General features: G+C 47.0%; 18 protein-coding genes and 1 tRNA gene. 18 read left to right on the forward strand and 1 reads right to left on the reverse strand.

Going from position 1 to position 18,524, the window contains the following annotated elements; translation table 11 throughout:
- The first annotated feature begins 30 nt into the window (after positions 1-30).
- The 11 genes from argF (at position 31) to JWH17_RS18375 (ending at position 10,060) form a co-directional block, all read left to right on the forward strand.
- Complete coding sequence (argF, locus tag JWH17_RS18325) at positions 31-942, forward strand: ornithine carbamoyltransferase (protein ID WP_205224112.1); 912 nt, start codon at positions 31-33, stop codon at positions 940-942.
- A 62-nt stretch (positions 943-1,004) separates the two neighbouring features.
- Positions 1,005-2,201, forward strand: coding sequence for an argininosuccinate synthase (locus JWH17_RS18330; protein WP_205224113.1), 1,197 nt, complete (start codon positions 1,005-1,007; stop codon positions 2,199-2,201).
- Positions 2,202-2,207: 6 nt separating this feature from the next.
- The gene (gene argH / locus JWH17_RS18335) at positions 2,208-3,599 is read left to right on the forward strand and encodes an argininosuccinate lyase (protein WP_205224114.1); all 1,392 of its coding nucleotides are present in this window, start codon (positions 2,208-2,210) and stop codon (positions 3,597-3,599) included.
- Positions 3,600-3,603: 4 nt separating this feature from the next.
- Positions 3,604-4,671, forward strand: a complete 1,068-nt coding sequence (locus JWH17_RS18340; RefSeq protein ID WP_205224115.1) for a fibronectin type III domain-containing protein — start codon at positions 3,604-3,606, stop codon at positions 4,669-4,671.
- A gap of 303 nt (positions 4,672-4,974) precedes the next feature.
- Positions 4,975-5,820, forward strand: coding sequence for a diaminopimelate epimerase (gene dapF, locus JWH17_RS18345; RefSeq protein WP_332468446.1), 846 nt, complete (start codon positions 4,975-4,977; stop codon positions 5,818-5,820).
- A 134-nt stretch (positions 5,821-5,954) separates the two neighbouring features.
- Positions 5,955-6,839 carry a 4-hydroxy-tetrahydrodipicolinate synthase gene (dapA, locus tag JWH17_RS18350; RefSeq protein ID WP_205224116.1) on the forward strand — a complete coding sequence of 295 codons (885 nt, stop codon included), beginning with the start codon at positions 5,955-5,957 and terminating at the stop codon, positions 6,837-6,839.
- A gap of 36 nt (positions 6,840-6,875) precedes the next feature.
- Entirely contained in the window at positions 6,876-7,688 is an 813-nt protein-coding gene (dapB, locus tag JWH17_RS18355; protein ID WP_205224117.1) for a 4-hydroxy-tetrahydrodipicolinate reductase, read from the forward strand.
- A gap of 86 nt (positions 7,689-7,774) precedes the next feature.
- The gene (gene folK / locus JWH17_RS18360) at positions 7,775-8,281 is read left to right on the forward strand and encodes a 2-amino-4-hydroxy-6-hydroxymethyldihydropteridine diphosphokinase (protein WP_205224118.1); all 507 of its coding nucleotides are present in this window, start codon (positions 7,775-7,777) and stop codon (positions 8,279-8,281) included.
- Positions 8,282-8,452: 171 nt separating this feature from the next.
- On the forward strand, positions 8,453-8,722 hold the full coding sequence (locus tag JWH17_RS18365; protein ID WP_205224119.1) for a YHS domain-containing protein: 270 nt from the start codon (positions 8,453-8,455) through the stop codon (positions 8,720-8,722).
- Positions 8,719-9,363: a fructose-6-phosphate aldolase gene (gene fsa, locus JWH17_RS18370; RefSeq protein ID WP_205224120.1), complete on the forward strand. Its 645-nt coding sequence runs from the start codon at positions 8,719-8,721 to the stop codon at positions 9,361-9,363. The genes JWH17_RS18365 and fsa overlap by 4 nt, the downstream gene beginning before the upstream one ends.
- 13 nt (positions 9,364-9,376) lie before the next feature.
- Positions 9,377-10,060 (forward strand): lytic transglycosylase domain-containing protein, encoded by a 684-nt coding sequence (locus JWH17_RS18375; RefSeq protein WP_205224121.1) that lies wholly within the window; start codon positions 9,377-9,379, stop codon positions 10,058-10,060.
- Positions 10,061-10,163: 103 nt separating this feature from the next.
- Here JWH17_RS18375 and JWH17_RS18380 read toward each other — a convergent pair whose 3' ends face one another.
- Complete coding sequence (locus JWH17_RS18380; protein ID WP_205224122.1) at positions 10,164-10,880, reverse strand: sulfite exporter TauE/SafE family protein; 717 nt, start codon at positions 10,878-10,880, stop codon at positions 10,164-10,166.
- Between the two features lie 286 nt (positions 10,881-11,166).
- On the opposite strand from JWH17_RS18380, the gene JWH17_RS18385 reads away from it, so the two are divergent.
- The 7 genes from JWH17_RS18385 (at position 11,167) to JWH17_RS24430 (ending at position 18,403) form a co-directional block, all read left to right on the forward strand.
- Positions 11,167-11,514 (forward strand): PilZ domain-containing protein, encoded by a 348-nt coding sequence (locus JWH17_RS18385; protein ID WP_232371176.1) that lies wholly within the window; start codon positions 11,167-11,169, stop codon positions 11,512-11,514.
- A gap of 46 nt (positions 11,515-11,560) precedes the next feature.
- Positions 11,561-12,766, forward strand: a complete 1,206-nt coding sequence (locus tag JWH17_RS18390) for an EAL and HDOD domain-containing protein (RefSeq protein ID WP_205224124.1) — start codon at positions 11,561-11,563, stop codon at positions 12,764-12,766.
- 99 nt (positions 12,767-12,865) lie between these two features.
- Positions 12,866-12,953, forward strand: a tRNA-Leu gene (locus tag JWH17_RS18395).
- A 191-nt stretch (positions 12,954-13,144) separates the two neighbouring features.
- Positions 13,145-14,380, forward strand: a complete 1,236-nt coding sequence (locus JWH17_RS18400; protein ID WP_205224125.1) for a tyrosine-type recombinase/integrase — start codon at positions 13,145-13,147, stop codon at positions 14,378-14,380.
- A 96-nt stretch (positions 14,381-14,476) separates the two neighbouring features.
- Positions 14,477-15,226, forward strand: a complete 750-nt coding sequence (locus JWH17_RS18405; protein ID WP_205224126.1) for a hypothetical protein — start codon at positions 14,477-14,479, stop codon at positions 15,224-15,226.
- A 226-nt stretch (positions 15,227-15,452) separates the two neighbouring features.
- On the forward strand, positions 15,453-15,713 hold the full coding sequence (locus JWH17_RS18410; RefSeq protein WP_205224127.1) for a helix-turn-helix transcriptional regulator: 261 nt from the start codon (positions 15,453-15,455) through the stop codon (positions 15,711-15,713).
- A 23-nt stretch (positions 15,714-15,736) separates the two neighbouring features.
- Positions 15,737-18,403, forward strand: a complete 2,667-nt coding sequence (locus tag JWH17_RS24430; RefSeq protein WP_205224128.1) for a DNA primase family protein — start codon at positions 15,737-15,739, stop codon at positions 18,401-18,403.
- Positions 18,404-18,524: the final 121 nt, after the last annotated feature.

The raw sequence follows: 18,524 nt of genomic DNA on the forward strand, positions 1-18,524 counted from the left end.
GCAGCAGACCCGGAGCGAAGGGGGCGGAAAATGAGCAAACATGTATTGGCGTTGGAGCAGTTTGACCGGCAGCAGTTGCAATCTTTTGTAGACAGAGCTATTGAGCTCAAGAGCGAACGTAAGCAAGGCGTCCGCCATGAGCAGCTTGCAGGAAGGACCATCTGCCTGCTTTTTGACAAACCTTCAACTCGAACCCGGGTTTCTTTTGAAGCTGCAATGTACGGGCTGGGCGGTAACGTTATCTTCATGTCCAGTAAAGATTCGCAGCTCGGCAGGGGCGAACCTTTAAAAGATACCGCCAGGGTTCTGGCACGATATGTTGATGGCATTGTTGTGAGGACCTTTGGCCAAGAGATAGTGGAAGAGCTGGCCAGGTATAGCGATGTGCCGGTTATTAATGCCCTGACCGACCTGTATCACCCTTGCCAGATACTCAGTGATGTGATGACCGTCATTGAAAAGAAAGGGGCACTGGAAAATCTGAAGATTGTCTGGATTGGTGACGGCAATAACATGGCCAATTCATGGATTGAGGCTGCCGCCATTTTTGGCTTTTCACTGACCCTTGCCTGTCCGCAAGGTTTTGATCCTGATGAAAAGGTTTTGGCTCGATCAAAAGAACGAGCAACGCAATCGATAACACTGTTGCGCGACCCGGTTGAAGCAATCAAGGATGCCGACGTTGTTAACGTGGATGTGTGGGCATCCATGGGTCAGGAAGACGAACAGGAAGAGAGGTTGGAACTTTTTCAACCCTATCAGCTGAACCGGGAACTCCTGGCTAAAGCAAAAGACGACGCAGTGGTGCTCCATTGCCTTCCTGCCCACCGTGGTGAAGAAATTACTGAAGACGTACTTGAGGGGCCGCAGAGTGTGGCTTTTGATCAAGCTGAAAATAAAATGCATATTCACAAGGCACTTCTGGATCAGTTTATTGATTGAGAGGAGGTTGTGTGAAGTCTGTGAATACGATAAGAGCACGAGTAAAAGGTAAATATTAAGCTATGAGCGTAGAAAAAATAGTGCTTGCCTATTCCGGCGGGTTGGATACATCGGTTATTTTAAAGTGGTTGAGTGAAGAGTATGGTTGCCCGGTTATTGCCTATTCTGCAGATATAGGACAGCAGGAAGATTGGGATGCCGTGCGCCGCAAAGGTATGGCAACGGGTGCGGAAAAAGTCATTATTTCCGACCTTCAGGAAGAGTTTGTCCGCGATTTTATTTTTCCTGCATTCAGGGCTAACGCTATTTACGAAGGTTCTTACCTGCTGGGTACCTCACTGGCACGTCCGCTTATCAGCAAAGAACAGATCCGCATCGCTCAAGAAGAGGGTGCAGATGCCGTAAGCCATGGTGCTACAGGGAAAGGTAATGACCAGGTCAGGTTTGAACTGAGTTACCTTGCGCTTAATCCAGGAATAAACATCATTGCTCCATGGCGAACCTGGGATTTGAATTCCCGCAAGAAACTGGTGGCTTTTGCCCAGGAACACGATATTCCGATTCCAGTAACCAAAAAGAATCCCTATAGTTCCGATGAGAATCTGCTCCACATTAGTTTTGAAGGGGGAATCCTTGAAGACCCGTGGAACGAGCCGGACGAAGACATGTTTAAATTGTCGGTTTCCCCGGAAAACGCACCTGACAAGCCCACCTATATAGAAATGGACTTTGAGCAGGGGACGCCGGTAGCCATAGACGGTGAACGGTTGAGCCCGGTAGCACTGATGAAGCGACTCAATACCCTGGGCGGAGAAAACGGTATCGGCCGTCTTGACCTGGTGGAAAATCGTTTTGTAGGTATGAAATCGCGAGGAGTCTACGAGACACCAGGCGGTAGCATCCTGCGTGTAGGGCATCGGGATCTGGAATCCATTACCATGGATAGAGAAGTTTTAAGTATCCGGGATTCCCTTGTTCCCCGTTACTCGACCCTTATCTACAACGGTTTCTGGTTCTCGCCGGAAATGGAGTTGCTGCAGAAAACAATGGATGATGCGCAGACAACCGTGAACGGCACTGTGCGTTTGAAATTATATAAAGGCAACTGTATACCGGTTGGTCGTAAATCAGATAATTCATTGTATTCAGAGTCCTATGCCACCTTTGAAGAAGACGAGGTGTATAATCAGGGGGATGCCACCGGCTTTATCCGCCTTAATTCATTGCGCCTTCAGATCCAGGCCTTGAACCGGAAGTAAGAAACTATGAGCCAACAGGATGCATCTGCCAAATTATGGGGTGGCCGTTTTTCAGAAGCCACTGCCGCGTCAGTAGAAGATTTTAGTGCCTCTGTCCAATATGATGCGCGACTTTACAAGCATGATATAATGGGCTCCAAGGCTCACGCAAAAATGCTTGCCAAGCAGGGCCTGATATCTGAGGAGGAGTATACCTCCATGGTCACGGGTTTGGATGAAATTGAGCGCGATATTGCAAGCGGCCGATTTGAGTTCAAACCAGAGCTTGAAGATGTGCACATGAACATCGAAAAAGCGTTGACTGATCGAATAGGCGCTGCAGGAGCAAAGCTGCACACCGCCAGGAGTCGTAATGATCAGGTTAATCTCGACTTCCGTATGTATCTTCGGGATGAAGTCGCAGAGCTGGATCGATTACTTGAAAACGGCCAGAGGGCCTTTGTGCGGCAAGGTAGAAAGTATCTGGGTACGATTATGCCTGGATATACCCACATGCAGCGAGCGCAACCAGTACTGCTTTCCCACCACCTGCTGGCCTACTTTGAAATGCTGAAGCGTGATAGAGAGCGGTTGCAGAGTTGTCTCAAACGGATCAATGTGTTGCCGCTTGGCTCGGCAGCACTTGCTGGAACCGGTTTGCCTGTTGATCGTGATTTTGTTGCACAGGAACTCGGGTTTCCAGAGGTGAGCGCTAACTCCATGGACACTTCCGGTGACCGAGATTTTGCCCTGGAATTATTGTTTTGCCTTAATCTGATCCAGATGCATCTCAGCCGTCTTGCCGAAGAGTTGGTCTATTGGTCTTCCAAAGAATTTGATTTTGTACGCATTGGTGACCGCTACTGTACCGGTTCTTCGATTATGCCACAAAAGAAGAACCCGGATATTCCTGAACTCATTCGCGGAAAGAGCGGTCGAGTGACCGGTGCTCTGGTTTCCCTGCTTGTTACTGTCAAGGGGCTGCCGCTCACCTATAACAGGGATCTGCAGGAAGACAAGGAACCTGTGTTTGACGCATTGGATACAGTGAAGGCGAGTCTCTCGATCACTGCTGAATTGCTCGATAATACTGAGTTCAATGTCGAACGATTGCAGGCGGCGACCTATGGCGGATTTATGACTGCAACTGATCTTGCCGATTATCTTGTCTGCAAGAATGTACCGTTTCGGCAGGCCCACGGGATTGTCGGTAAGGTGGTTGCCCACTGTCAGGAACGGGATATCGAACTGATTGATTTGAACCTTGCCGAATTAAAGCAGTTCTCTGAACATCTGGAGGCTGATGTTTTTGACGTCTTGTCTGTTGAAGGGTCAGTGAACAGCCGGGTTTCAACCGGTGGCACAGCCTTGGTCAGGGTTACCGAGGCCCTGGAGCAGGCAGAAATCTATTTGGGATAATACCATGATCAAAAGCAGGAAAATTTCCACAACAGTGATTGGGGTCGCAACGATTTTTCTCAGTGCTTTCGCACTTGGCGGCTGTGGTTTTAAGGATAAGCCCGTGCCTCCCCAGCAGGTTCTACCACGGCCGGTGACCGATCTGCGCCACCAGCTGAGTGAAAAAGGGGTCACTCTCTATTGGAGCTACCCTGTTGAAACAGTTACCGGGGAAGATTTGGACGATATCTCTGAATTTGTCATGTTTCGTGCTGTGGTTCCGGTGGATAGCTATTGTGAGACCTGTCCTGTTCCGTTCGGATCTCCTATTTCACTTCCAGGTGGAGCCCTGCCTGATGAGGGAAAGAAAACCGCAAGTTACCAGGCAACCCTGTTACGACCGGGCAACCTTTATTTTTTCAAGGTCCGTAGTAAATCCGGTTGGTGGGCTGAATCTGCTGATTCCAACACGGTTCGTTTTTTGTGGAACACTCCTGCGCTTGCTCCCGAAGGGCTGAGCGTTACCGCTGGTGATAAGAGCAATGCCCTGCAATGGCAGCCTGTAAAGAGCCACCTGGATGGTACCACCCTGAAAGAGGCTGTGAAATACCAGGTGTTGCGAAGCCTTGGCGGTGGTCCTTTTCAACCTGTTGGTGATTTGCTTGATGGAACCGAGTATGTGGATACGGATGTGACCAACAACCGTAAATATTTTTACCAGGTTCAGACTATCAGTATATATCCACAAGGGGCTGTCGGCGGCGGAGTGAGTAACAATGTAGCGGCAACACCACTGGATAAAACTCCACCAGCCGTTCCGAATGATGTGCGGGGAATTAAGACCGGGGCCGGCCTGAAGATATTCTGGTCGCCGGTAGAGGAAAGCGATCTTAAGGGGTACCGTGTCTACAGAAGGCTGCCAGGTGATGATGCCCCTCAATTGGTAGGCGAAGTGTTGCTGCCGTATACTATGTTTATCGATCGGGAGCCTCCGGCAACTGCTGCCAGGATCTATTATTCCGTATCGAGCATTGATAAACGGACACCGGCGAATGAAAGTACCAGTTCGCCTGAGGTTATGATCAAGAACTGAGTTATTTGCCGCTAGCCCGGATTTCTCATCAGTTCAGGCGGTGCCAGGTTCAAAGTTTTTGGTAGTGAATCATAGTAGGCTATCGGAGTCTACGCTTACCTTTTACTGCCAAAATACTGAAGAAGATGGTACCGCATGGACTGACCTTTGGTGAACATTGTGAAAATTAACAACTCCATACAATTGCATTCAACATATTGAAATTGTTTGCAATTAGAAAATAGGCACAATGTTCATGAGAAATTCGGGCTAGGTTAATTATTGGCCATGTAGCAGCCGGTTATGTAGGGAGCATTGTACATTGTGAAGAAGAAGCTACCAGTTATTCCATTTGTGAAAATGAGTGGGGCCGGGAATGATTTCATCATTATTGACCATCGTAATGCCTTGCTCTCCATGGATGAGGCGGGGAAGTTTGCTCGCCTTGTTTGCCGGCGTCGTTTTTCTGTGGGTGCAGATGGCCTTTTTTTGATAGAAGACTCAGATGTTGCCGATTTTAAATGGCATTTTTTCAATGCCGACGGATCGCTGGCAGAGATGTGTGGTAACGGTGCAAGATGTGTGGCCCGATTTGCCTATATGCACGGTATTGCCTCGGCTAATATGCGGTTTGAAACTTTGGCCGGTATCGTTGAGGCGCGAGTTGCAGACGTAAATGTGACCATTAAAATGCCTCAGCCGCATTCTTTGCAGCTTTCCACTCAACTGGCTGTGGGGGATGACGGCACCATTGAAATTCATTTCCTTGATACCGGGGTTCCACATGTGGTTTGTTTTGTTGACGACGTTGACAAGGTCGACGTGAAGGCTATGGGTCGTGCAATTCGTTATCACGACGATTTTCAACCGGCTGGAACCAATGTGAACTTTGTCTCCCTTGCAGGCGGTGGTTTGAAGGTAAGAACATATGAGCGAGGAGTGGAAGATGAGACCCTGGCTTGCGGCACAGGAGCAACCGCCAGTGCCATTGTCGCCTCTTTACTGAATATGACGGCGTCTCCTGTAGAGATTATGACCACTGGTAATAACCAGCTCAAAATCAGCTTTGATGCGCAGGGGGAAGGGGGCATAGACAATGTTTTGCTCAAAGGGCCGGCCCATGTCATTTATAAAGGAGAGTTATCTCCGGAAGCCCTGGAAGAATTATAGGATATTTTGCGGTAACGTTGCTTGAGCGAAGTTATCCCGGGATCTGTCAGTGAGTAAAGATCAGGCCGATAGAGATGGAATTAAGATAGTATGGCATGCTCAAACAGTGAAGAGTTTGCTATAAGGAGAAGGAAATGGGTAGGATACAAGGTGCGATAACAGCAATGATCACCCCTATGCTCAATGGTGAGATCGATGAGCAGGGGATGATTGATTTTATTGAATTTCAGATTGAAAACGGCATTCATGGCCTGGTTCCCTGCGGCACGACAGGAGAATCTGCAACCCTCGGGTTTGCAGAGCATAAACGTGTCATCGAGCTGACGGTTAAAGCCGTCAATGGACGGGTACCGGTTATTGCCGGAACAGGAGCAAACAATACGCTGGAGGCAATAGAGTTGACCGCCTCGGCAAAGGAAAGCGGCGCTGATGCTGTGTTGTCTGTTGTGCCCTACTATAACAAGCCCAGCCAGGAAGGCCTTTATCAGCATTTCAAAACAATACTTGACGCAGTCGATATTCCGACGATTCTCTATAACGTTCCGGGAAGGACCGTTACCAATATGCTTCCGGAAACGGTTGCCCGGCTGGCGCAGCTGCCCAATGTAATCGGCATAAAGGAGGCTTGCGGCTGTCTTAATCAGATTAGCCAGGTAATACAGCGTTGTCCCAAAGATTTTGCCGTCCTTTCAGGTGATGATTTCACAGCCATGCCAACAGCGCTTATCGGTGGTAAAGGGGTTATTTCCGTTGTTTCCAATCTCCAGCCCAAAAAGACTGCAGCCATGATGGAAGCGGCGCTTGGGGGCGACCTGCAAACAGCCAATGCCCTGCACTACGAGCTGTTTTCTTTGATGGGAGCCATGTTTTGTTATCCCAGCCCTGCGCCGGCGAAAAGAGGCCTGCATCTCATGGGACAAATTCAGTCACCGGAAGTCCGGTTGCCGATGACGGAAATTGATCAACCAGCAGAAGAACAACTGACCAAGTGTATGCGTGAGTGTCAACTTCTCTCATAGAATATCACTCAAGGCTTGCACAAGGATAGATACATTATGACAAAAGTAATTGTTGCCGGTGCCGGCGGCAGGATGGGACAGCGAATATCGCAGATGGTTCTCCAGCAGGAGGGCCTGGAACTGGCAGCTGCTTTTGAACATCCTGATAGCTCCGTACTTGGCGAAGACGTAGGCATTATAGGCGGGTTTGGTACTACCGGAGTGATCATTGCTCCAGGTTTGGAATCGGTAATCGAATCAGGAGATGTGATTATTGATTTCACCTTCCATGAGGCAACCATGGCGTTTGCCGAAATTGCTGCTGCGCATGGAAAGGCTATGGTCATCGGTACTACCGGTCTTAACCAGGAACAACTGACGACCCTTTCCGGATTAGCTGGGGAAAATTTCCCCTGTGTCCATTCGCCTAATATGGCTGTTGGGGTGAACGTTCTTTTCAAGTTGGTGGAGAAGGCTGCATCCGTTTTAGGAGAAGCATATGATGTGGAGATTGTTGAGGCGCACCATCGTATGAAAAAGGATGCTCCATCAGGAACGGCTTTGAAACTCGGCGAAATGGCTGCTTTAGCCCTTGGCAGGGACCTGGACGATGTCGGGGTAATGGAGCGTAACGGTATTATCGGTGAACGAACCGACCAGGAAATTGGTATCCAGACCATCCGTGGCGGCGATATTGTGGGCGAGCACACTGTATATTTTGCGGGCGTTGGCGAAAGAATTGAAATTAGTCATCGGGCCACTAATCGTGATAATTTCGCCAGAGGGGCAGTTTTAGCCGCTGCCTGGATAAACGGTAAGGCGAACGGGATGTACACAATGTTCGATGTACTGGATCTGGATAATTTTTAATCTCAGATCACTACAGAGGAAATTCTTGAGCTCCATATTCAATCATCGTGCAGTCGCCTTTTCCTGATCGGCCCCATCAATTTTGTGTGAGCCTTGGCTCAAACCTTGGTGATTCGCTGCACATTGTTTTATGTGCGTGGAGGCGACTGAGCGAGAAGCCCTCAATCGGGGCAGGCAGGCTTTCCAGCCCCTACCGTACCAAACCGGTGGGGATGGTAAGCGATAATCAGTTTATCAACGCTGCTGCAGTGGGGTGGACATCGCTGGAACCAGAGGTATTATTGCTCCATCTGCAGGGTATTGAGCACGATTTCGGCAGAGTGAGGTCCACAGATCAGTCTGGCTATCAGGATCGCACCCTTGATCTTGATTTATTGCTGTATGATGATTTGGTCCTCAATCTCCCTTTGCTCGTTGTCCCGCATCCCGAAATGAATCATCGTCTATTTGTGCTGCAACCGCTGGCGGAAATAGCTGCTTCCCTCCATCATCCAGTATCAGGGAAAACCATAATGCAACAACTGGAAAATTGCCTTCGGAAAACTGATGGTGAGTCGGGCATTGAAAAGCTGACCTGGCCCAATTATGGGTGAATGTGATAATTTTCTTTGCTTTGCCTGGGTTGCATTTGTTTGCGCTGCGCTGGTAAGAATGTTCGACAACGGTTTTTACTGAGTGGAAAGGATTTGATTAGACTTTTGTCGGTCCACGGCTATAATACTGTCATGTTGAAATGTGCAACAGCAAAAAAAAACGTAAGATAAATGACTCCTTTTCGCCTCCTGATACTCGCCGCTCTTTTTTATATCGGCTACCGTCTGCTGCGCAGCTTATTGCTGGAGCAGTTTAAAAAAAAATCATCTCAAGAGAAAAAAGACTCTCAAGTACAAGATGTACTGGTAGAGGACCCTGTCTGTCATACCCTGATCCCTAAAAAACAGGCTATCCGTCTGCGGAAAGATGGGCATACATATTATTTTTGCAGCGAGAAATGCTGCGATTTATTTACAGAAAATTCGGAGGAAAAAGAATGAAGTTTTTTATAGATACCGCCAACATTGACGAGATTAAAAAAGGTCTCGAAATAGGCATGGTTGACGGTGTAACCACCAATCCATCCCTTGTCTCAAAGGAACAGCGCCCATTTAATGACATACTCAAAGATATTTGCGCTATTGTCGATGGTCCGGTAAGTGCGGAAGTGGTGAGCTTGGATGCTGACGGCATGGTTGCAGAGGCCCGCGAACTTGTCAAAATAAGCGACAATATCGTTATCAAGGTACCAATGATTGAGGAAGGCCTAAAAGCGGTTAAACGTTTGGCAGCCGAAGACATTAAAACAAATGTTACCTTGATCTTTTCTTCTACCCAGGCATTGCTTGCAGCCAAGGCCGGTGCTACCTATGTCAGCCCGTTTGTTGGTCGGCTTGATGATATTTCCATTAATGGTTTGGAACTTGTTGCCGATATAATGAGTATATATCGCAATTATGGGTACGCAACCGAGGTTATTGTAGCCTCTGTGCGCTCCCCGATGCATGTATCGGACTCTGCCCTGGTTGGTGCAGACATTGCTACCATTCCATACAAGGTAATTGCTCAGTTGGCAAAACATCCTTTGACCGATAGAGGCATGGAACAATTTCTTTCAGACTGGGAAAAACGCCAGAAATAACTTCGGGTAATCTATGGAGAAAATCCTTTTCGCGTCGTTGGTGCTGATACTGGCTGTTTTGCCGGTATCAGCAGATGCAGCGCTGTATACCTATGTTGACGAACAGGGTGTGGCCCATTACACTAATGTTCCCGCCGATGGCAGAACGAGGCTGAAAACCGGTACTCCTGTTCAGTCCATTCGGCAGAAACCAAAGAAGGTATTTTCCAGCAGATTACACAGCTATCCGGCGCTTGTTGCTCAGCAGCGCAATATTTCCTCCCATTCCCTGCATCAACATATTAACCGTGCAGCGGCCACCTATAAAGTCGACCCCTCCTTAATTAGAGCCATCATTAAAACAGAATCAAACTTCAATCCACTGGCCATTTCCTCTCAAGGTGCACAGGGATTGATGCAGTTGATGCCTGGCACGGCAAAAGATCTGGATGTTGCAGATCCCTTTGATGTTCGTCAGAATATTGATGGTGGAACTCGCTACTTCCGGCGCATGCTCGATTGTTATCATGGAAACGTCGAATTAAGCCTGGCCGCATATAATGCAGGACCAGGTCGCGTGAAACCATTCGGAAAAATTCCACGCATTCCGGAAACAGTGGCATATGTGGCAAAGGTCATGCGCTATTACGAAGCGTATAAAAAAGGTTTTTCACGATTGACGAGTGTTAATATCCGTCGACTGGTAACAGTACGTTAATATTATCAGGTAATACCTTTTGTTCGTAAAAAAATCGGTCTACTCACTTCCAGGCCAAGCAAAGCTTGACTTTGGCAATGGAGGTGAAAAGAGGCTGCCCTGGTTATCCCCAAACCATTAACGCTCCCATCATCAACAGAAACACGTATATACATATAAGGTAGGCCCTGCGGTTGATCTTGTCGGTAAGACGGGAACCGATCGCCGTCCCCAGCAGTACCAGTGGCATCGTGACTGTGCAATACTTCAAGGTTAACAGTGTTGTCATCCCGCTGAGTGCGTGTACGATCATGGTGAAAACAGCATTAAAAACAAAAAATCCTGTCAGGGTTGCTTTTATTTCATTTTTCTTCCAGTCGGTCAATGTCGTGTAGATAATGGCAGGTGGACCGCCGGCGCTTAATAAAGCAGTGATAAAGCCAGTGCAAAATCCTGCTGCATAGCCGATAAATAACGGCATCTTTACTGGCTTGGGATGGGCTGCCAGATTATAGACACTGTAGGCAATGAGCAAAATGCCGAGAAAGGTTCGAATAAGATCAGGGTTGACCAGCGTAAGACATTGAGAACCAAGTAGCACTCCAGGTATTGAGCCGACAAGCAAGGGCAGTATCTTTTTTGAGTCCAGAAAAGAACGTAATGTGTAAGCCAGATAACTGGTTATGATGACACCATTTAAGATGACCAGTGGTACTGCTGTTTTCACATCTATGATCAGGCAGAGAAGCGGGATGGCTACCAGACCTGCGCCAAATCCTGTTATACCCTGAACAAATCCAGCAACAAGAAAAATCAGTCCGGCAATGACAAAAGAACCCATTACTTGACCTGTAAACAGGGGCAACGGTTGACTGGAGAAGAGGGAGCAGCTGCTCGTTCAAAAAAAAGGCTATTATGCGTGTCAGACGTCATCGGTGCAATAGAATCCATACGATTGTAAAAGGCACTCTGTTTGTGCCTGTATTTGTTTTTTTGTTGGCGGAATATTGGTCATCGCTTCACATTCACTGCCAGCGTGATATCGTGAACTGTAAGGGCACATGTTTGAGTGTAGCGTCATGTAACACTGTTTTTTACGAGTAGAGAGATAAGGTATTAAGAGCAACATGGTTCAATCACACCTCAGAAGTAGATCAAGACGGAAAGCCTACCGTTTTTCAGGAGACAGATTACCTGTGCAGTATAGGACAAGGTTCGATGATGGCGAAGCAGTGTTGCGCGACATCTCAACCTCTGGCTGCGCTCTTTCCTCTGTAAGCGTGCCGGTTGTCTTGCGCGAAAAGGTTTTGGTAATGCTTACTCTTCCCGAAGAAAAAGAAAAAATTGAGGCAACGGGGATCGTCACTCGCGTGGACGCCGATACTTTCGCGGTGGCTTTTACATTGATAGAATCAGCTACTGTCAAGCTTATCCAGACTTTCTTCTTTAAAACCCTCAGAAATAAAAAACGTTAAGCGAGCGAACCCAACTCGCAGAGAATACGAGGCCGGCAGGCATAGAATGGAACAATATATCGCAAGACAGCCGATTTTTAATCTGCATAAAAAAGTGTATGCCTACGAATTATTGTACCGGGGCGCCAAGCATTATTCTTTAGATAAGGTGAGCGGCAATCGAGCCACAACAAGCTTGCTTTCCAGTGCGTTTTTGACCAGGGATATACAGGATATCTCGAGTTTTAAACCATGCTTCATCAATTTTACACAAGACCTGCTGGAGAAAAAGCTACCAGAATCTTTTTCGAAAGAGAGCGTGGTAGTTGAAATTCTGGAAGATGTGGAGCCGACCCCACAGGTAGTGCAGGCCTGTCAGCAGTTGCACAACAAAGGCTATACCCTGGCATTGGATGATTTTGTGTATGACAGGAAATTTATACCGCTGTTACAACTTGCAGATATCGTAAAAATAGATTTCAGGCTTACCCCACACCAAACCATTTTACGTACCCTGAATATACTTGCCAGGTATAAGGTAAAACTCCTTGCAGAAAAGGTGGAGACTTTAGAAGAATTTGAGGCAGCAGCGAAACTTGGGTTTGTCTATTTTCAGGGATATTTTTTTTCCAAGCCCGAACAGATAAAGATCGAGGAACTCAGCACCACTCAGATTACCCACCTGCGGTTGTTGGCGGAAGTAACCAAAAAAAGCACGACCATTGATAAACTGCACAATATAATTGCAAATGATATATCTGTGAGCTACAAGCTGCTGCGATTTCTTAATTCCTCTTATTTTTATCGGTTGCAGGAAATTAAGTCGGTAAAGCAGGCTATAGCCTATCTTGGCATAAAAGAATTGCGCCATTTTGTTATGTTGGTCATCATTTCTGAAATGACAACGAGCAAACCAGGAGAGTTGGTGCGCCTTGGCTTGGTGCGGGCAAAATTTTGTGAATTATTGGGAGAAAACAGTGACCGCAGCATTGAGTCCTCTGAATTGTTTGTAGTTGGATTATTTTCCCTGCTTGATGCCATGTTGAATGCTCCAATGATAGAAATTATGGACAGGCTTCCGGTGAGTAACGGTATAAAAGAAGCACTGCTTACTGACACTGGCCCCTATTGTATTTATTTAGAGCTCGTTAAAAATTACGAAAGAAATAATGAAGCCCTTTTTGTCCCCTTGTTCGAAAGATTGGAGCTTGACCCGGAGAAAGTGAATACGTGTTATTTAACGGCAATAAAGTATGCTAACGGATTACTGTGAGCCGTTTTGCCGTTCCAAGGGAAGTGTATATGGTTAGTATCAAACAAATTGCTTTGTTCTTGACTTAGAAGAGCAATTAAGGTAACTAGTTGAATCCATGCCGGAGTGGTGAAACTGGTAGACGCACTGGACTCAAAATCCAGCGGGCCTTGCGCCCGTGTCGGTTCGATTCCGACCTCCGGCACCATTTGTTAGTCCCAAGACTTCCGACAAAGTCTTTTTAACCCGCAGCCAGCAACGGTTAGCGGGTTTTTTCTTTCCTTTTTGCTCCATTTTAGTCCGTTGACATCCCCGATAAATGTGGGTACAGGTGTGGGTACAGGATTCAAATATACCCGCATTTGTCATTTTGTACCCGCATTCGGAGGGAGTGTCGCAATGAAACTATCCGCCGTCCAAGTAAGGAACGCAAAACCCACCAACAAGGCCTATAAACTCGCTGACGGTAAAGGCCTTTATCTCCACATTTCCAAAACAGGAAAAAAGACCTGGCGTTACAGGTATCGGTTTGATGGTAAGGAAACCACTCTTGTCCTCGGTGAATTCCCACAAGTGACACTGGAGGTTGCCAGAAGAAAAAGAGCCGGCGCCCGTGATCTTCTTGACCGGGGGAAAAACCCAGCTCATGAACGAAGAAAGGAAAAACAAGAGTATCTTGCTGAGATCGAGGAAGAAGAGAGAAAGGGCAAAAATAGCTTTGAAAATCTAACTTTTGAATGGTGGGAGCAACAACTTGGTAAATGGAGCAAAGAACATGCTGATGCTGTTTTAGCTACTCTCAGGCGTGATGCGTTCCCAGTTATAGGCAGTAGACCTGTAAGTGATATTGCCCCACCTGAAATTCTGAAAATACTTCGATCAATAGAAGCAAGGGGATCGCTTGAAATAGCAAGTAAGGTTCTACAAAGGGTGAACGCTGTTTTTCGTTACGGAGTACAAACCGGGCGGATAGATTCCAATCCCGCAGCAGAAATGAAAGGGGTTCTAAAAACCAGAAAAGTGAACCACAGAGCTGCCATTTCAAGGGAAGGTTTGCCACATTTTCTGAAGGACCTTTCTGTTGGGGATATACATCAAACCACCCGGCTTGCTCTTCAGTTCACAATCCTGACCGCTGCAAGAAGTGGCGAGGTTCGTGGCGCTACCTGGAAAGAGATAAATATTGAAGAGAAACTGTGGAAGATCCCGGCAGAAAGAATGAAGATGGCAACTCCGCACTCCGTTCCTCTTTCAAGGCAGGCCATGGGGATTCTTGAAGAGATGGGGCGGTTGTTTGGTCAAGAGGGTATCGTCTTCCCAGGTATCAGAGACCACAGTAAATCGCTTTCTGAAAATACAATGCTCTATGCAATGTATCGCCTTGGCTATCATTCACGGGCTACTGTGCATGGGTTCCGGGCAACCTTTTCAACCATTGCCAATGAGTCAGGATTTGACGGCGATGTGATTGAGAAGGCTCTGGCCCACGAGCAAAGGAACAAGGTTCGAGCTGCTTACCACAGGAGTGAGTACCTGCCCCAAAGAAGAGAGCTTATGCAATGGTGGGCTGATCTGCTACAGCACCTTGAGCATGGAGCCGAAATAATACCGATTGGACAACTAGCAAACAAATAACAGTTTGCATGGGGATAGGGTAGCTCCCGAACAGCGGTTTCCCTTAACCGTCTTCCCTGTGCATTTCTTCATAATAAGGGCTTTGAAGGGGAAGATATGGATAGTTTTGATTTTTATAGGCATAGTGAAGATTTGAAGGTAATTGACGCCATAATTTTGCTAATTGATCTTGATCCTGGAGACGTTACCTGGGTTGGAAATTATACTTTAAGTCGTGATCCCGGCAATGGATATCGTGACAACTTCAAGCCTCCTGAATTCAAGGCAGCATTTTCAATAGTGACCACGGCTATTATGGCTGGCAAACTTCCAGCTATTAAAAGGTACAAAGCATTTGAAGCCGGTCAGTTCGGTTTCCTGGAAGACCTACAAGAAGATGAAGATCGAGCCCAACAATATGAAATCGACTACAACAATTTACCTGATGATATCGATCTCACCCTTCTATCTGGAGGTCGACGATTCCACTTTAAAGTTGAACCTGATTGGTCTCAATCAACCGTGAGTAAAGTATCTTTTTGCTTATGGCTGAGTGAAAGAGGAATTAAATCAAAATTTTTTCTACCTGATAGTCAAGAGAACGCAGTTGATCTCAATGGTCCAGGTTATCTTGACCCAGGCCACAAGTGCTATAGTTCAAAGTTGGCAGCAGCTATTCATGCATGGGAGGCGGTTAGCAAATCCGATTGGGAAAACAGTCCCAAAACTGTCATAAAGCTTCTTGAAGAATGGTTGGAAAATAACTACCAGGACTATGAATGGTTGATCTACCGTGGAAATAAAAACTCAACAGGAGTTAAGGAAACAGCAAAAACCGTTAATTGGCGACCTAATGAAGGAGCATAAAGGGAAGTTTCTAGAAACCTTACCCACCCCTTAACGTGCTGTTATTCAATTAAATTTCATTTTCATCAAGGTTCTACCCTACCCTAGGGCTCCACAACCTCGGGTACCCCCACCCCCACAGGGGTGGGTGAGGAAAACAACCTCACCTACCTTCCCAAACAACCATTTTCCGCATACTTTTCCTTTCAAGCACAGACTAATCCATTTAAGTCAACTTGGAGGAAACATGACATCAATAGAACAACCTACAGGCCCTAAATCAAAAGGAAAGAAATCTTATAACATTCAAAACATTCCAGGTATCACCAGGACAGTTCTTCGCATACATCAAGTTGAATCAGCAACCGGATGGGGTAAGTCAAAGATTTACGAGTTGATGAAGACCGGGGCTTTTCCTACTCCGGTAAAACTCGGTCCCAAGTCTGTAGGCTGGTGGAGTGACGAGATTCAGGAATGGATAGATAGTCTTCCTCGAGTTGCAGCATGAGGGGGAAAACGAGTCACAGAACTGTGGACAAAAAAGGTGCATTGAGCAAGACCGTAATTAAGAATGAGGAACAAAGAATACAGTTTAGTGTTGTTACTGCGGCAAATGGAATATTGACGAAAAGTATGCGTCGAGAGGGAGAAAAGTTAATAAAAGATTCTTCCGGGTGTCGCATGTCAGAAGGACGTATTAAGACCATAACGATAACACCGGAGCGTTTCGCTCACAGTTTAAGAAAACTCACCCCTGCTAAAGCGATCACTCATGGCGTCTGTGGTTCTGAAGAGGCGTTCGTGGTACCCAGATCACGCCTCGCAGCAGTACGCAAAGAGGCAGACGGACAACCTAACTGTTTGCCAATCATAGCTAGGTCCAAGGAGTTCCTTGGCTATCCTGCGGGACCTGGGATTCTCATGTTCGACCACGATGCGGCTCGTGAAAATTCGTCTGCATTACTCGATAAGGCTTTGGAGCCTTACAACCCCAGGGAACTCCTTAAATGTGTAATTGAGGTTTATCCTGAAGTGGAAGGTAGTGCGTGGGTGGCAACACCGTCAACCTCGGCTTGTATCCATGATTCTGCCACAGGTGAAGAGTTGAGTGGGCTTGGTGCCGGTTTTCATCTTTACTTGTTTCCAGAAAAAGCCACAGACATACCCCGTTTCCTCGAAGTACTCGGCAAGAGGCTTTGGTTAGCAGGATATGGTCGTATAGAGACTTCCAGATCTGGAGCATTTCTGGTGCGGACTATTATTGATTTGACTGTAGGCTCACCAGAGAGACTTGATTTCGTGGCCGGCGCCATGTGTGAAGACGGCCTTGAACAACGATTGCCGGATCCGGAATATTCTCCAGGAAAGTTACTCGACACAGGACTGTTGCCAGATCTAACAGAAGAGGAAAACGCAGCGTACGACCAGCTGATTGTTCAAACAAAAGAAAAGGCTGGGGCGATCCAGGAAAGAATACGGGAAAGATATATCGTAAAGGAAGCAGGAAAACTGGTTAAGGCCTCTGGTGGCAAGCTGGATAGTGACAAGGCACGAACCATTGTCGAGGAAAGGCAGCGGCATGTCCTCGAAGACGACGACTTTCTTTACTTTGCACATCTCAAGGGAGGGGTCACGGTCACTGATGTGTTTAAAGATGGTGCAGCATACCACGGAAAGTCATTGGCCGATCCACTGGAATTTGATTATGACGCTGGCAGCAAGACCAAAGCCAAGTTCTATTGGAATGGCGGTAAGGCCTTGATCCATAGTTATGCCCATGGCTCCATCACGTACAGGTTCAGGAGGTATGTGGAAAAGGAGATCGATTTTGACAAAGTATTGCCTGAGCTCCTGGACCGTACGAAAACCGATTGTGGGGCACCCTATGAGCCAGAAGCATTGAAGATGCTGGCAAGTTTGAAGAGTCGTGACAAGAGCATGTTCATGCGGGTTCGCAACGATATCAAACAAGCTAACCGGGATGTTATTCTGGGCGAGTTGGACAAGGATATTTCCCGTTTTTTTCGTATGAAAAATCCTACCAAGTCTTCACCTCCTACATCTTCTTCATTATCAGTAAGTTATCCTGCATCTTCACCTATATTAGAAAAAATTGGAGAACTCCTCAAGGGGAGCCTTATTCTAGAAAAGGAAGATGGCAAAACAAGTCTTGTGCCACAATCAAAGGCAGTTGATATTTTCACAGGAGCGCTCAATGGCCTCTTTGCATTCAGTATGGAAGGTCTGCGTTGGTATAAATTTGAATGTTATTGGTGCGAATGTCCTCCTGCAGAGTTCAGTTCAGCGGTAACGTACTTGCTATATGCAGGGTCGTTGGATCTCGGTTTCAGTAATAATTACCACAATGGCGTGGTGTCTCTCCTTCAGAAGTGTGGTCAGAATCTCCTCCCGGTAGCCAAGGAGGATATGATCCCCTTTCAAAATGGATTGCTCGATTTGGCAACTGGTGAATTGGTGCCTGCAACCCCTGCGAACGCAAGCACTTGGATACTCCCTTTTGAATATGAAAGAGAGGCTCAGTGTCCTCATTTTTTGACTTGGTTGAGTGAGGCCGTTGAAGGAGACGAAGATACAATAGCCCTATTGAGGGCATGGCTAAATGCACTTCTCACCAGCCGGTCGGACCTGCAGGTATTCTTGCACCTGATTGGTCCTGGTGGCACAGGGAAGAGTACTTTCGGCAGGCTTGTATTCGTTCTAGTAGGTGAGGAGAATGCAACAACAACATCACTCAAACAGCTCGAGACCAATAGGTTTGAATCCGCTAACATTTTTGGAAAGCGTCTTACTGCTATTGAAGAAGCAGGCAAATACGGTGGGTCAGTCAGTGTTCTCAAGGCGATGACCGGCCAAGATCCCCTCCGCCTTGAACGGAAGAACCAGCAGCAGCAAGGCTCCTTTATCTACAAAGGGCAGACCTTATTGATGAGCAACGAGCGGTTAGCATCCTCCGACTACACCAGTGGTATTGAGCGCAGAAGGGTAACAGTCGAATTCAAGAAGCGCGTCACTCAGGAGGAAAGGGCAGCTTGGGCAAAAAGGGGCGGTGAGACGGAAATTCTCCATAGAGAGGCCCCTGGAATAATTAACTGGGCCTTAGCCCGACTTTCGCAGTTCGACCTCCGATTTCACTATTTTCGCCCTGTTTTGAAGCGTAACCTCTTGAAGTTACGTTAGCAGGATGCAAAAAAGGCTTGTAGTGCCGACCTACCCCCTTGCTTTGCTGATAATATTGGGCAAGAGTAGGATATGTTTTTACGAGCAAAAAAACGTTTCAAGGATGGCAAAGAGCATCGCT

Origin of the sequence: Desulfogranum marinum (assembly GCF_016918565.1) — a bacterium.
Classification (GTDB): Bacteria; Desulfobacterota; Desulfobulbia; order Desulfobulbales; family Desulfobulbaceae; genus Desulfogranum; species Desulfogranum marinum.